The sequence below is a fragment of the Herminiimonas sp. genome, assembly GCF_030655415.1.
In genome coordinates this window covers 55,299-68,005 of the sequence record NZ_JAURVN010000018.1, presented here as the reverse complement: position 1 = coordinate 68,005, position 12,707 = coordinate 55,299, and the positions used below count along the sequence as shown (strand labels likewise).

Below are 12,707 nucleotides of genomic sequence, written 5' to 3'. Positions count from 1 at the left end.
ATGAAAAACGACAAACATTGCGTTCGGTTTTGAGCAGAACTTAAGCAGAAACACTTTTTGTTATCAATCTGCTTACATCAAACGCTTCACTCCCAAGACTTAAGCCAGATTGTCACTTTCATCCAAGGCAGCGTGCGAAAGATGCGCGACATCCGCCCATTTCAGTATCTGGAATTTTGTGCCATCCCACGTCACGCGATTAATGCTGGCATTCAGCACATCAAAATCGCGCGGGTGTTCGTAACCCATGTTGTTGGCGCGACGATAAACGGAATCGAGGACGCCACCGTGCGTCACGATCGCGACCTTACGATAATCACTGGCCAGAGCCGTGATCGCATCGACCGCACGATTGGAAAATTCGCGCAAAGTCTCTGCATGAAATTCGCCCTGCGGATAACGCGCATCGATATCGCGTCTTTGCCACGCTGCGTAATCTTCTGGGAAACGAGATTTAACTTCTGGATGAATCAAGCCTTCGAACGCGCCGAAACAACGTTCGCGCAAACCTTTATCTGATTGAATCGTCATACCGCGTGGAATCGCAATGCCTTGCGCGGTGCCAAAAGCACGCTTCAAATCGCTGGAAAAAATCGCATCCAGCGGCTCGTTCAGCAAGGCGCGGCCAAGCGCAGCGGCTTGACGTACGCCTTCGCGATTCAAATCGATATCGGTATGTCCTTGCAGACGCTTCTCGACGTTCCAATCGGTTTCGCCGTGGCGAATCAACAATATTTCAGTCATGTTCTCATTGTATTAAATCGACACTTCCGGATTCAATGTATAGCGCCCAGACCAGCTGGCTTGCTCCAGTATGTGTCCGGCAATTGCGTCGCGAACTTGCGCGCCAGTGAACTTGCCATCGACCGCGACATTCGCAACATCCAGCGCGTACAAGGTGAATACATAGCGATGAACGATGGCATCATTCCACGGCGGGCACGGACCATCGTAACCGAAATAATCGCCAGCCATTTGCGCATCTTGCGCAAACCAGCCGGTGTAATCGTTCAATCCGTGGCGAACGCCAGCAATAGACGAGTCGGCAATTGCGGGGCCCGATTTGCCGCGTGGCGTCACGCTGGCACAAAATTCAGCGGCAGCTATTTGCGTAGTATTCGCAGGCAAATCGATTAAGACCCAATGGAAAAAATCAACCCGCAGCAAATCTGCCGGAACAGTTTTTCCTTCTTGATTAACATCGTCACCACGTGACGGCACATCCGGGTCATGCACAATCAGGGCGAATGATTTGGTACCGGCAGGTATATCGCTCCAGGCCAGATGCGGATTTTTATTATTCGATAGCGCAACATGCGTCGCCGGATCGATCACGCAAAATGCGTATTCACCAGGAATCGCGGCACCGTCTTTGAAAGAATCACTACATAGCTTCATCATGTATCCCGCTCTCAGTTTGTGATTTACTTGAAACAAGTTTGAAGACGATTATTACGCACAATGCCACGTCATTTCAAATCGTCGGCTTGACCTGCAACCAGAATGTCACTGGGCCATCATTCGTCAATGAAACTTGCATGTCGGCGCCAAACTGACCAGTCGCCACACACGCATGCTTGCTCCCGGCTTGCGCGACAAAATAATCAAACAAGGCACGTGCCAATTCAGGTGCAGCCGCAGGCGTAAATGACGGACGCGTACCGGATTGCGTATTCGCAGCCAAAGTAAATTGCGGCACCAATAACAAGCCGCCAGCAACATCCGTTACGCTGCGATTCATCTTGCCGGCATCGTCAGAAAATACCCGATATGACAGCAACTTGTTCAGCAATGCATCCGCTTCTTTTTCTGTATCACCACGCTCGGCACACACCAGCACCATCAAACCCGCGGCTATCGCGCCAACTGTCGCCCCGTCCACCACCACACTGGCATGCATCACACGCTGCAACAAGGCAATCATGCGGCGACTTTATAAAAATTTATAGCAACCGACAATCGGATCACGACAACGTAACGCGCGCAAATTTACGCTTGCCAACTTGCACGACAACCGTACCTGCATCGACTTTCAAACCCTTGTCGCTAATCACCGTGCCATCGATGCGCACGCCACCTTGCTCAACCATACGCAGTGCTTCTGAAGTCGAGGGGCACAGATTTGCCTGCTTCAATAATTGTCCGATACCCATGGGCGCGCCGCTCAATGCGACTTCAGGAATTTCATCCGGAATGCCGCCTTTGGAGCGATTGACGAAATCAGCCAGCGCATCTTCTGCCGCTTGCGCTGTATGGAAGCGCGCGACGATTTCTTGTGCCAGCAACACTTTGACATCGCGCGGATTGCGACCACCTTCGATTTCTTTTTTGAACTGTGCAATTTCGGCAAGGCTGCGGAAGGACAACAGCTCGTAATAACGCCACATCATCACATCGGAAATACTCATCAGCTTGGCAAACATCGTATTGCCCGGCTCGGTGATGCCGATGTAATTGCCTTTGGACTTGGACATCTTTTCAACACCGTCCAGACCTTCCAGCAAAGGCATGGTCAAAATACATTGCTGCTCTTGGCCGTAACTTTTTTGCAATTCGCGACCGACCAATAAATTGAATTTTTGATCAGTGCCGCCCAATTCGAGGTCCGATTTCAGTGCAACTGAATCGTAACCTTGCATCAATGGATACAAAAATTCATGCAAGGAAATCGGCGTATTCGACTGAAAGCGCTTGGTGAAATCCTCACGCTCCAGAATCCGCGCCACCGTGTATTTTGCCGACAGCTCGATCATGCCGCGCGCGCCCAAAGGATCGCACCACTCGGAGTTGTAACGAATTTCGGTGCGAGCCGGGTCAAGCACCAGACTGGCTTGCGCAAAATAGGTTTTGGCGTTTTCGCTGATTTGCTCTTTCGTCAACGGCGGGCGCGTGATGTTGCGGCCGGACGGATCGCCGATCATGGACGTGAAGTCGCCGATCAAAAAAATCACTTGATGGCCTAAATCTTGCAACTGACGCATCTTGTTTAATACGACGGTATGACCCAGGTGCAAATCTGGTGCAGTCGGATCCAAGCCGAGTTTGATACGTAACGGTTTGCCGCTCTGTTCAGAGCGCGCCAGTTTTTGCGCAAATTCGGATTCGATTAACAATTCTTCAACGCCGCGCTTGGCGACAGTCAAGGCATTTTGCACCGCGTCGGAGAGTGGCAATTGCACGGGTTTGTTGCTAGAAGAAACGTCCATATCGCGAATTTAATTTTGTAAAGTTTGTAAGAAACGGGAGTAAGAAAAGCGGAAGTAGGTACAATGCTTTTTTATTTTATTTTCAGAGACTTCTATCATTGCCGTGCATCAACGAATCACAGCATGTGTAAGAGAAACTGAACAAACGGCAGATTTTAACGTATTGCATGTTCACATTAAATAAATTACTGAGCGCAAGCTCCAGCAGCAAAAAACTTCTTCTCGGCTCATCTCGCAAAACACGCGTTGTCTCTGGCTCCGCTCTCTTGCTCGCAGTATGTGCATTTGGTGCGGCAGGCGTTGCACCAATGGCTCCCGACGCAGATGATTTGCCGATCAAATCCATCACGCAAGAACTGGCGTTGCCGCAACTGGCCGACCAGATCGCCGCGCTCGAAAACAGTCAGCAAAACTATATCAGCGAAGAGCGTGTACGTTCTGGCGACACGCTGGCAACTTTGCTGGATCGTTTGGGCGTTGACGACGATGCCGCAACAAACTTCATCAAGTCGGATCCGATTGCACGCAACGTGATGCAATTAAAAGCCGGCAAGCGCGTACAAGCGCAAGCCAGTGAAGATGGCGAATTGAATTGGTTGAGCAGCACGATTTCCAGTGGTCGTAATGAAGCTGTGCGTAACATCGTGATCACCCGCGAAGGCAACACGTTCAAAGCGGTCGAAGCACCAGTTGCAATGGAACGCCGCATCGAAATGCGCTCGGGCACAATCAAGTCGTCCTTGTTTGCAGCAACCGATGCCGCACAAATCCCTGACAACATCGCGTCGCAAATCGTCGATATGTTTTCTACCGATATCGACTTTGGCTCGGACCTGCGCCGCGGTGATCGCTTCAATATCGTTTATGAAACTTTCTGGCAAAACGGCGAATACGTACAAGCTGGTCGCGTATTGGCTGGCGAATTCATGAACGGCCCTGCAACTTATCAATCGGTCTGGTTCGAAGATCCAAGCAGCGCGCAAAGCGGTGGCTATTACGGCTTTGATGGCAAATCCTTGAAGAAGGCTTTCCTCAAATCGCCACTGGAATTCACACGTATTTCATCCGGCTTCTCGGTCCGCAAGCATCCGATTTCCGGCTTATGGAAAGCGCATAAAGGCGTGGACTTCGCGGCAGCAACCGGCACCCCGATTCGTGCGGCCGGCGATGGCACTATCGATTTCGCTGGCAAGCAAGGCGGCTACGGCAATATGGTCGTGATCAAACACTGGTCAAATTATTCGACCGCGTATGCGCACATGAGCGGCTTCGCAACCAATCTGCGCAAAGGTGCGAAAGTCAGCCAAGGCCAGGTCATTGGTTACGTCGGTACGACAGGCTGGTCGACCGGACCGCATTTGCATTACGAGTTCCGCGTCAACAATGAAGCGCGTAATCCGATGACGGTTGATATCCCGAATGCACAACCTTTGGCCGCTTCGCAAATGCAACGCTTCCGTGCAGTTGCCGGCGATATGTCACATCGCTTTGCGCTGTTGACACCAGAAAACAATAACGTGCGTCTGGCAGCTAAATAAGCGATTCGGATTTAATAATACGGAATTCGATTCAAGAAGTACGCAGTAAAAACCGTTCGTTCAGCGCAGAGTGACTTAAAATCACTTAACACTGACGAACGGTTTTTTTATGTCCACTCCACAAACTTCTCTTTTCATCGGATTGATGTCCGGCACCAGCCTCGACGGCGTCGATGGCATCCTGATTTCATTCTCCATCGATGGCACACCACAGCAAACGCTGGGGTCGGCTTATGTCGAATTTCCAGAGGCATTGCGCGCAGATTTAATGGCGTTGCAAACTGCTGGCCAGGATGAAATCCACCGTGAAGCGCTCGCAGCCCATCAGCTCGCCGAATACTATGCGGAATGCGTAGGCACTTTGCTGCGCGAAGCGAAGGTCGCTACCAGCGATGTAGTGGCGATAGGCGTACACGGCCAAACCATACGTCATCGTCCCGAAGTCGGTTATACACGCCAAACGAATAATCCCGCCTTGCTGGCCGAATGGACCGGCATTGATGTCGTCGCAGATTTTCGCAGTCGTGATATTGCGGCGGGTGGCCAAGGCGCACCTTTAGTACCGGCATTTCATCGCGCATTATTTAGCAGCAGCAATGAAAATCGTGTCGTCGTGAATATAGGCGGCATCTGCAATATCAGCGTGCTGCCACATCAGGCCGACGCGCCTGTAATCGGCTTCGACACCGGTCCTGGTAATGTCTTGATGGATGCGTGGATCGCGCAACACAACGGGCTTGCTTATGACGCGAATGGTAACTGGGCAAAAACCGGGAAATTGCATCCGGAATTATTGAAGGCGTTGCGTGATGAAGCATTCTTCAATGCGCCACCACCAAAAAGTACCGGACGTGATTTATTTCATCCTGCTTGGCTGGCGCAAAAGCTGGCGAACTTCCCCGGCATTCAAAGCGCTGATGCACAAGCGACGCTGGCCGTGTTCACCGCCACTACCTTGAGCGATGCGATCAAACTCCATGCGCCGCAAACCCAGGCCGTGTATGTCTGCGGTGGTGGTGCGCATAACAGCTATCTGATGACGCTGATTCACTTTGCATTGAAACTGCATAATCCGACGATACGAGTGGAATCGACCGAGGCCTTGGGCGTCGCACCGAATCAAGTCGAAGCACTGGCTTTTGCATGGTTGGCGCAACGCTTTTATATGCGTGAACCGGGCAATCTACCTTCGGTTACCGGCGCGCGTGGCTTGAGAGTTTTGGGAGCGTTGTATCCGGCATGATGCCGATTCAAATCTGGACTGAACTCATCGTCATAAAATCAGAAGATGAATTGCAGAGAGGAATTCAGGTATAAAAAAGCGCAGATTAATCTGCGCTTTTTTATTTCAACCGAAACGTTTAACGAGAATGTCGTAACGTAATCAGGCCGAGAAAGATGAGCCGCAACCGCAAGTGGTTGTTGCATTCGGATTTTTGATGACGAATTGCGCGCCTTCGAGGTCGTCTTTGTAATCGATTTCTGCGCCAACCAGATACTGGTAGCTCATCGAGTCGATCAACAATTGCACGCCGTTCTTTTCCATCGTGGTGTCGTCTTCGTTGACGATTTCATCGAAGGTGAAACCATACTGGAAGCCTGAGCAACCGCCCCCCTGCACGAAGACGCGCAGTTTCAGATCCGGATTGCCTTCATCTTCGATCAGTTCGGCAACCTTGGCTGCAGCGCTGTCGCTGAAAAGGATAGGGGATGGCATTTCGACAATTGCATTCATTTCAGACTCCTGCTGGAAAACGGTACTTCACATTATAGACCCGCGCCAGACTTTACGTATTATTGGCTGCAAGTATGGGTACGGCGAGTTTCAAAATTGGCTCATCTATCGTGTCGTGGGTCAATTTGCCCGACACCACGGCGCCACCGTGCATTTCCAAAGCTTTGTAGTGCACATCACCAGTTATGCGGGCTTTCGGCTGCAATTCAAGCAATTCTGATGAAAATACCGGTCCGATAATCGTGCCATTAACGAGTAAATGCGCAACGCGTACTTCGCCCTCGACTTTGGCGTGCTCGGAAATGACCAGCATGCTGGTTTCATCTTCGTCGGCAATCACATCGCCCTTTACGTGGCCGTCTATGCGCAAACCACCCTTGAAATGAACATTGCCCGCGATAATTGTCGCAGCACCAATCAGGCTATCAATCGTACTTTTAGTTTTACGGCTAAACATGATGACGCTCCTTACAAATTTGCAGACTGTTGCGCACGCATCGCGCCTCGCTCAAGCACCTTGATCTGTGCCGATTTAACGGTCGCGCCTTCTGGCAGGGTAAGTACCCCTTCTACGCGCTGGTAATGCTTGAACGAAAGCTTGAATTTATCGGTAGCATCCGATTTTGGGAAGGTCATCATAGCACTTTTACCCTCCTGCACCAGCGTCAGAATAAGCTGATAATTCCCCGTAAAATCAGAAACTTGCTTGCCACCTTGCATTAATAACAAGCGATAACGCAACTGCCCCGGCTCCGCCATTTCCACCTTGAAACGGCGGATCGAAATGCCGTCCGCACCTGTATTCGTCGGCAACAGACTTTCAAAGAAAGACAGATCGTCCTTGAGCTTGCTGTTTTCCGACTCTAGCGTCTTGATTTGACGGTTCAACTGCGCTTGCAAAGAACGCTCTATATTCAACTGGCTTTCCGCCGCATTGACCGTAGTTTGAAAACGATCGCGCTCTTCACTCACTTCTTTCACTTGCGATTGCAGTGCAGCTAGCTGCTCAACAGTTGCCGCTGGTTTGAAGCCGGTAAAGCTGCGCCCCAAATCATAAGTCCACATTGCGATCGCACCGCTCAAACCCAGCACGACGGCAATCAACAGCACGCGCAAAGGCCACGGCAGATGATTCTTGATCGTCATGCGCGCAGGCGAGACCGACCATCGCTGCCAAAAGAGTTTGCGCCGCAGGGATTTAAAAACCGGTTTTGGCTTGTTGGCCATGACGTCAGTTACTTGTCATCACGGCAGAATAGGCACATGCATCAAACCGGTCGTTTCATCCAGACCGAACATCAGATTCATACATTGGACAGCTTGGCCGGATGCGCCTTTGACCAGATTATCCTGCACTACCAGCACGATAACGGTGTCACCATCATTCGGTCTATGCAATGCAATTCGCAACATATTCGAGGCGCGCGTGGAGCGAGTTTCTGGATGCGAGCCAAATGGCATTACATCAACGAAAGGCTCGTCCTTATATGCATTTTCAAACAATGCCTGCAGCGCCGCGTTATCAATTTCTTTAGTCAAGCGAGCATAAATCGTTGAATGCATGCCACGTATCATCGGCACCAGATGCGGCGTAAAAATCAAACCAACTTTATCCTTGGTCAGTTTGCTCAAACGCTCCAATGTTTCTGGCGAATGACGATGACCTGACACGCCATAAGCTTTGAAGTTATCGCCCGCTTCAGAAAACAACATGGCCACTTCTGCCTTGCGACCAGCTCCAGACACACCAGATTTGCAATCGGCGATCAAATGCGATGCATCGATCACGCCGGCGCTCAACAAAGGCGCCAAGCCGAGCTGCATGGTGGTTGGGTAGCAACCTGGATTGCCAACGATGCGCGCCTTACGGATCGCATCGCGATTCAATTCAACCAAACCGTACGCCGCTTCTTTCAATAGATCGGGGCAGGTGTGCGGTATTTTGTACCACTTCTCAAACGAGGCAATATCCTGCAAACGGAAGTCGGCAGCCAGATCGATGACCTTGACGCCAGCCGCCAGCAATTCCGGCGCTTGGGCCATTGCCACGCCATGCGGAGTGGCAAAAAAGACGACGTCGCATTCGGTTAATTGTGCTTTGTCCGGCGATGAAAACACCAGATCCACGCGCCCACGTAACGATGGGAACATATCGGCGACAGGCAAACCATCTTCTTTACGCGAGGTAATGGCAGTCAATTTGACTTCAGGGTGCGTCGCCAAAATACGCAGCAACTCAACACCCGTATAACCCGTACCACCGACGATACCAACCTTGATCATATTTCTTCCTGGCAAAAAATTACTTCGTTTTATTTTAACAGGCGATGCTACATCCTTGCTTCAGCCAAACGGCGAAAAGATGTAACACCTCAACTAATGCAGCTTTACGAACCGAGCACAGATGAAAAAAGCCGCCAAGCGTGAACCTGGCGGCTTTTCTGACGCGCAAACAACGCGCGCAGGAGGCAGATTAACGCTTCGAGAATTGTTTTGCGCGACGAGCTTTGCGCAGACCAACTTTTTTACGTTCAACTTCGCGAGCATCACGAGTAACAAAACCTGCTTTCGACAGTTCTGGTTTCAATGTTGCATCGTAGTCGATCAGTGCACGAGTGATACCGTGACGCACAGCGCCCGCTTGACCTGATTCGCCACCGCCGTTGACGTTAACCATGATGTCGAAAGTTTCGACATTGTTGGTCAATTCCAAAGGTTGACGAATCACCATCAAACCGGTTTCGCGCGAAAAATATTCATTCGCTGGCTTGCCGTTGACGACGATTTGGCCTGAGCCGGTTTTGATGAAGACGCGAGCCACTGCACTCTTGCGACGGCCGGTTCCGTAATTGTAGTTACCGATCATGTCTATTCCTTAGAGTTCAAGTGCTTTAGGTTGCTGCGCAGCGTGCGGATGAGTTTCCTCAGCGTACACTTTGAGCTTCTTAATCATCGCGTAGCCGAGTGGGCCTTTAGGCAACATGCCTTTGACCGCTTTCTCAAGCGCACGACCAGGAAAACGCTCTTGCATTTTCTTGAAGTTGGTTTCATAGATACCGCCTGGGTAACCCGAGTGGCGATAGTATGTTTTTTCTGTTGCTTTGGTACCGGTCACGCGCAGTTTGCCTGCGTTGACGACGACAATGAAGTCGCCTGTATCGACGTGAGGGGTAAATTCCGGTTTGTGTTTGCCGCGCAGTCGGAGTGCCACTTCGCTGGCAACACGTCCGAGGACTTTGTCCGTCGCGTCAATCACGAACCAATCGCGCTGGACTTCGTGTCCTTTAGCGGAGAAGGTTTTCATGATGACTTCCTAAATAATTAAATCGCTCAAATGGTGGTTACGTGCAGTAGTGCCACGTACTCGGCCTTGTTATCTCTTCCTGAGCAAACGAAAGAACCGCAGATTATAGTCTTTTCAAGGACTTAGCGTCAAACTTAATCACTATAACTCGCTGATTAGTGACGCGGACCTGGATGAATTTGATGATTTCTGTGGCAAATCTGTCTTGGATTGGCATTTTCGACGTTTATTTCATCCGCTCCGAACAGTTACAATGTCACAACTAACCGTAACTTGAAGAGAAAACCATGGAATGCACAGTACGTTGGACCGGCTTATCCGGCATGACTTTTTTGGCTGAAACCGGCTCCGGCCACGTCGTCGCAATGGATGGCGCGCCTGAAGGCGGCGGTCGTAATCTGGCACCACGCCCGATGGAGGTTGTTTTGCTCGGCACTGGTGGCTGCACCGCCTACGATGTCGTTGTGATTTTGCGCAAAAGCGGCCAGGACGTGCGCGGCTGCGAAGTGACACTAAAATCAGAGCGCGCTGAAACCGATCCGAAAGTATTTACCAAAGTACATTTTCACTTCACCGTCACTGGCCGTAATTTGAAAACCAATGTGGTGGAACGCGCGATCAAACTGTCGCATGACAAATACTGCTCGGCGTCGATCATGATGGAAAAGACAGCGGAAATTACGCACTCATTTGAAATCGTGGATGACTTGTCGGTAACACCTGCTGCAATCTGATCCTGAAATAGAAAACGACCGCTTTGCCTAAAGGCAGATGCGGCCATTTTTGATTTCCAAGCTTGGAGCTTCAACATTCCAACCACTACTTTCGCCGCGGCTCGCACTAAAAACTTAGCTTACTAAATATAGTAAGCAGCTGTCGTCATGATCTTCGACATGGCTTTCATACCCTTTTGCGCCAAAGGCGGCACAGCTTCAGCACCCAAAGCCTGAGCCGCGGCACCATGCGCAACTTCATCCGCGCTCATCTGCGCTACCACCGCTAGAGACTTCGCATCTTGTGGCGGCAATTTTTGCAGATGTTCATTTAAATGCGCCTCGACTTGACGCTCGGTTTCCACCACAAATCCCAAACTACGCGCATCGCCTAATTTGCCGGCAACCGCACCAAGCGCATAAGCACCCGCATACCAAAGCGGATTAAGCAAACTTGGGTGCGAACCCAATTCGCGCAAGCGCTGCGCCGTCCACGCCAAGTGATCTTCTTCTTCACGACCCGCAATCAAAAATTGCTGGCGTATCGCATCCGTATGCGCGAACTGCGCTTGCGCCTGATACAAAGCCTGCGCGCACACCTCGCCCACATGATTCACGCGCATCAAGCCTGCGCTATGACGACGCTCGGCATCCGCCAACGCACCATCCGCCAATCCAGTTGCTGGACTAGGACGCGACGCCACAGAAACGCCGCTAATAACGCGCAAAGCGCCATCGAAATGTTGAATAAACTGATCGAAAGGTGTCATGAGATTTCAAACCACGTTAAAACTAAAAAATTGTTGCATCCGAACGACAGACTATCACGACAGATCTGCCTGATTTAGCAAATGCTGACCGATATCAAAAGAAGAATATACGAATTACGTTTAGCCTGTGCTTGCTATACAGAAATCGACTTACTGGACGTAATACAAGAATGCTAAAAATAAAACGCTCCACTTTTCCTTCAATACCATTCACGCGCTTCGCTTTCGTTTTCACAAACGCGCTAATAAGCACTGCTTACGCAGACGCGCCGTCCATGACTATCTATGGGACTTTCGATCGCGATCCGCGTTCCCTAACAGCCGAGCCGGAAGGCAGCCAGTTTCGAAAAGCGCCGGCAATCTCGCAATCATCGATCAGCATCTACGGCACGATCGATGGCGGTATCCGTCATTTAACCAATGCGACACCTGCGGGCAGCACCACAAAGATCGGTTCGAACGGCGAGTATTACAACAATCGGCTCGGCTTCAAAGGAGTGGAAGATCTGGGCGGCGGCATGAATGCCCATTTTCATCTCGAAGGCGGTTTTAATACTGGAACCGGCGCAAGTGATAATAAAGAAGGCCGCGCCTTCAACCGTATTTCATCTGTCGGGATCGCAGGCCCTTTCGGCTCCATCGACTTTGGACGTCAACCATCGGTAGCGTGCAAAGCGGTTTATGCCTACGAGCCATTTCAATATCGCTACGTTCACATCATTCCTTTAGCCGGCGCCGTTGCTGGGAATAACGATGGAAACGTAAGTCGACCATTTGGAACCGCAGACGGCCCACGCTTTAGTAACGCCATTCAATACCTGGGAAAATTTGGCGGGTTTACCGCCAGCGCAGAATACGCGATGGGGGAAGTCGCCAGCAACATCAATAGCGGAAGCGCCAAAGCCTTAGGGCTCGGCTATACAGATGGCACATTTACAGTCGGTGGCGCCTACACTCGCCAAAACCCGAACGTCGCGACTACCGGCGCAGCCGATTATCGCGAACAAGACCAAGTCACTTTTGGCGGCGCCTACAAGATAGGCGACATCCGCATTGCCGGCGGCTATATCAATACAACGACCGAGCCGGCCGCTACTAGCCAGGCTAAAAATATCTGGCTAGGCGCACGCTATGACGTGACATCTATCATTAGCCTGACAACCGGCTACTACCGCACAACACTGGAAACCTCCAACCGCGAAATCGCCAGACGCAACTTTTTCATATTAGGCGCAACCTACGCCCTATCTTCACGTACCAGCCTTTATGCGGACATAGACCAAGCGGTCTTGCACGGAGTTGTCGCGCTAAGACCCGGAGAACCAACCCGGCAAATAGGCACGTCCATCGGCATCAACCATATGTTTTGATGTTGAAAGCACAAGAGCACATTAGTTGGCAGAACTACATGCACTTCTAAAATCGCCCATAACCGAGCCGA

The 12,707-nt window shown here is 50.9% G+C and carries 15 protein-coding genes; 4 read left to right on the top strand and 11 right to left on the bottom strand.

Annotated features, from left to right (window positions below; all coding sequences use genetic code 11):
• Positions 1 to 99: 99 nt before the first annotated feature.
• The 4 genes from Q7T66_RS16490 to tyrS form a co-directional block, all read right to left on the bottom strand.
• Positions 100 to 744: a histidine phosphatase family protein gene (locus Q7T66_RS16490; RefSeq protein WP_304934192.1), complete on the bottom strand. Its 645-nt coding sequence runs from the start codon at positions 742 to 744 to the stop codon at positions 100 to 102.
• A gap of 12 nt (positions 745 to 756) precedes the next feature.
• Positions 757 to 1,398, bottom strand: a complete 642-nt coding sequence (locus tag Q7T66_RS16485; protein WP_304934191.1) for a YbhB/YbcL family Raf kinase inhibitor-like protein — start codon at positions 1,396 to 1,398, stop codon at positions 757 to 759.
• Between the two features lie 76 nt (positions 1,399 to 1,474).
• Complete coding sequence (dtd, locus tag Q7T66_RS16480) at positions 1,475 to 1,924, bottom strand: D-aminoacyl-tRNA deacylase (protein WP_304934190.1); 450 nt, start codon at positions 1,922 to 1,924, stop codon at positions 1,475 to 1,477.
• A 40-nt stretch (positions 1,925 to 1,964) separates the two neighbouring features.
• Positions 1,965 to 3,206 (bottom strand): tyrosine--tRNA ligase, encoded by a 1,242-nt coding sequence (gene tyrS / locus Q7T66_RS16475; protein ID WP_304934189.1) that lies wholly within the window; start codon positions 3,204 to 3,206, stop codon positions 1,965 to 1,967.
• Between the two features lie 167 nt (positions 3,207 to 3,373).
• On the opposite strand from tyrS, the gene Q7T66_RS16470 reads away from it, so the two are divergent.
• Both Q7T66_RS16470 and Q7T66_RS16465 read left to right on the top strand, forming a co-directional pair.
• Entirely contained in the window at positions 3,374 to 4,744 is a 1,371-nt protein-coding gene (locus tag Q7T66_RS16470) for a peptidoglycan DD-metalloendopeptidase family protein (protein ID WP_304934188.1), read from the top strand.
• A 109-nt stretch (positions 4,745 to 4,853) separates the two neighbouring features.
• Positions 4,854 to 5,987 carry an anhydro-N-acetylmuramic acid kinase gene (locus Q7T66_RS16465; RefSeq protein ID WP_304934187.1) on the top strand — a complete coding sequence of 378 codons (1,134 nt, stop codon included), beginning with the start codon at positions 4,854 to 4,856 and terminating at the stop codon, positions 5,985 to 5,987.
• 141 nt (positions 5,988 to 6,128) lie between these two features.
• Here Q7T66_RS16465 and erpA read toward each other — a convergent pair whose 3' ends face one another.
• The 6 genes from erpA to rplM all read right to left on the bottom strand — a co-directional run bounded on the left by erpA (position 6,129) and on the right by rplM (position 9,783).
• Positions 6,129 to 6,479: an iron-sulfur cluster insertion protein ErpA gene (gene erpA / locus Q7T66_RS16460; protein WP_304934186.1), complete on the bottom strand. Its 351-nt coding sequence runs from the start codon at positions 6,477 to 6,479 to the stop codon at positions 6,129 to 6,131.
• 52 nt (positions 6,480 to 6,531) lie between these two features.
• On the bottom strand, positions 6,532 to 6,936 hold the full coding sequence (locus Q7T66_RS16455) for a polymer-forming cytoskeletal protein (RefSeq protein ID WP_304934185.1): 405 nt from the start codon (positions 6,934 to 6,936) through the stop codon (positions 6,532 to 6,534).
• A gap of 11 nt (positions 6,937 to 6,947) precedes the next feature.
• The gene (locus Q7T66_RS16450; RefSeq protein ID WP_304934184.1) at positions 6,948 to 7,706 is read right to left on the bottom strand and encodes a DUF6776 family protein; all 759 of its coding nucleotides are present in this window, start codon (positions 7,704 to 7,706) and stop codon (positions 6,948 to 6,950) included.
• Positions 7,707 to 7,724: 18 nt separating this feature from the next.
• Positions 7,725 to 8,762 carry an N-acetyl-gamma-glutamyl-phosphate reductase gene (argC, locus tag Q7T66_RS16445; protein ID WP_304934183.1) on the bottom strand — a complete coding sequence of 346 codons (1,038 nt, stop codon included), beginning with the start codon at positions 8,760 to 8,762 and terminating at the stop codon, positions 7,725 to 7,727.
• A gap of 190 nt (positions 8,763 to 8,952) precedes the next feature.
• Positions 8,953 to 9,345: a 30S ribosomal protein S9 gene (gene rpsI, locus Q7T66_RS16440; protein ID WP_304934182.1), complete on the bottom strand. Its 393-nt coding sequence runs from the start codon at positions 9,343 to 9,345 to the stop codon at positions 8,953 to 8,955.
• Between the two features lie 9 nt (positions 9,346 to 9,354).
• Positions 9,355 to 9,783, bottom strand: coding sequence for a 50S ribosomal protein L13 (gene rplM, locus Q7T66_RS16435; protein ID WP_112992763.1), 429 nt, complete (start codon positions 9,781 to 9,783; stop codon positions 9,355 to 9,357).
• A 287-nt stretch (positions 9,784 to 10,070) separates the two neighbouring features.
• On the opposite strand from rplM, the gene Q7T66_RS16430 reads away from it, so the two are divergent.
• Positions 10,071 to 10,517, top strand: a complete 447-nt coding sequence (locus Q7T66_RS16430; RefSeq protein ID WP_304934181.1) for an OsmC family protein — start codon at positions 10,071 to 10,073, stop codon at positions 10,515 to 10,517.
• Positions 10,518 to 10,639: 122 nt separating this feature from the next.
• Here Q7T66_RS16430 and coq7 read toward each other — a convergent pair whose 3' ends face one another.
• Positions 10,640 to 11,266, bottom strand: a complete 627-nt coding sequence (coq7, locus tag Q7T66_RS16425) for a 2-polyprenyl-3-methyl-6-methoxy-1,4-benzoquinone monooxygenase (protein WP_304934180.1) — start codon at positions 11,264 to 11,266, stop codon at positions 10,640 to 10,642.
• 275 nt (positions 11,267 to 11,541) lie between these two features.
• Between coq7 and Q7T66_RS16420 the strand changes: the two genes are divergently transcribed.
• Positions 11,542 to 12,636, top strand: coding sequence for a porin (locus Q7T66_RS16420; RefSeq protein ID WP_304934179.1), 1,095 nt, complete (start codon positions 11,542 to 11,544; stop codon positions 12,634 to 12,636).
• Positions 12,637 to 12,707 lie beyond the last annotated feature (71 nt).

Bases quoted from the DNA above. Each gene is read 5' to 3' on its own strand.
- Q7T66_RS16490 (WP_304934192.1), bottom strand. From the start codon at position 744: ATGACTGAAATATTGTTGATTCGCCACGGCGAAACCGATTGGAACGTC.
- Q7T66_RS16485 (WP_304934191.1), bottom strand. From the start codon at position 1,398: ATGAAGCTATGTAGTGATTCTTTCAAAGACGGTGCCGCGATTCCTGGT.
- dtd (WP_304934190.1), bottom strand. From the start codon at position 1,924: ATGATTGCCTTGTTGCAGCGTGTGATGCATGCCAGTGTGGTGGTGGAC.
- tyrS (WP_304934189.1), bottom strand. From the start codon at position 3,206: ATGGACGTTTCTTCTAGCAACAAACCCGTGCAATTGCCACTCTCCGAC.
- Q7T66_RS16470 (WP_304934188.1), top strand. From the start codon at position 3,374: ATGTTCACATTAAATAAATTACTGAGCGCAAGCTCCAGCAGCAAAAAA.
- Q7T66_RS16465 (WP_304934187.1), top strand. From the start codon at position 4,854: ATGTCCACTCCACAAACTTCTCTTTTCATCGGATTGATGTCCGGCACC.
- erpA (WP_304934186.1), bottom strand. From the start codon at position 6,479: ATGAATGCAATTGTCGAAATGCCATCCCCTATCCTTTTCAGCGACAGC.
- Q7T66_RS16455 (WP_304934185.1), bottom strand. From the start codon at position 6,936: ATGTTTAGCCGTAAAACTAAAAGTACGATTGATAGCCTGATTGGTGCT.
- Q7T66_RS16450 (WP_304934184.1), bottom strand. From the start codon at position 7,706: ATGGCCAACAAGCCAAAACCGGTTTTTAAATCCCTGCGGCGCAAACTC.
- argC (WP_304934183.1), bottom strand. From the start codon at position 8,762: ATGATCAAGGTTGGTATCGTCGGTGGTACGGGTTATACGGGTGTTGAG.
- rpsI (WP_304934182.1), bottom strand. From the start codon at position 9,345: ATGATCGGTAACTACAATTACGGAACCGGCCGTCGCAAGAGTGCAGTG.
- rplM (WP_112992763.1), bottom strand. From the start codon at position 9,783: ATGAAAACCTTCTCCGCTAAAGGACACGAAGTCCAGCGCGATTGGTTC.
- Q7T66_RS16430 (WP_304934181.1), top strand. From the start codon at position 10,071: ATGGAATGCACAGTACGTTGGACCGGCTTATCCGGCATGACTTTTTTG.
- coq7 (WP_304934180.1), bottom strand. From the start codon at position 11,266: ATGACACCTTTCGATCAGTTTATTCAACATTTCGATGGCGCTTTGCGC.
- Q7T66_RS16420 (WP_304934179.1), top strand. From the start codon at position 11,542: ATGACTATCTATGGGACTTTCGATCGCGATCCGCGTTCCCTAACAGCC.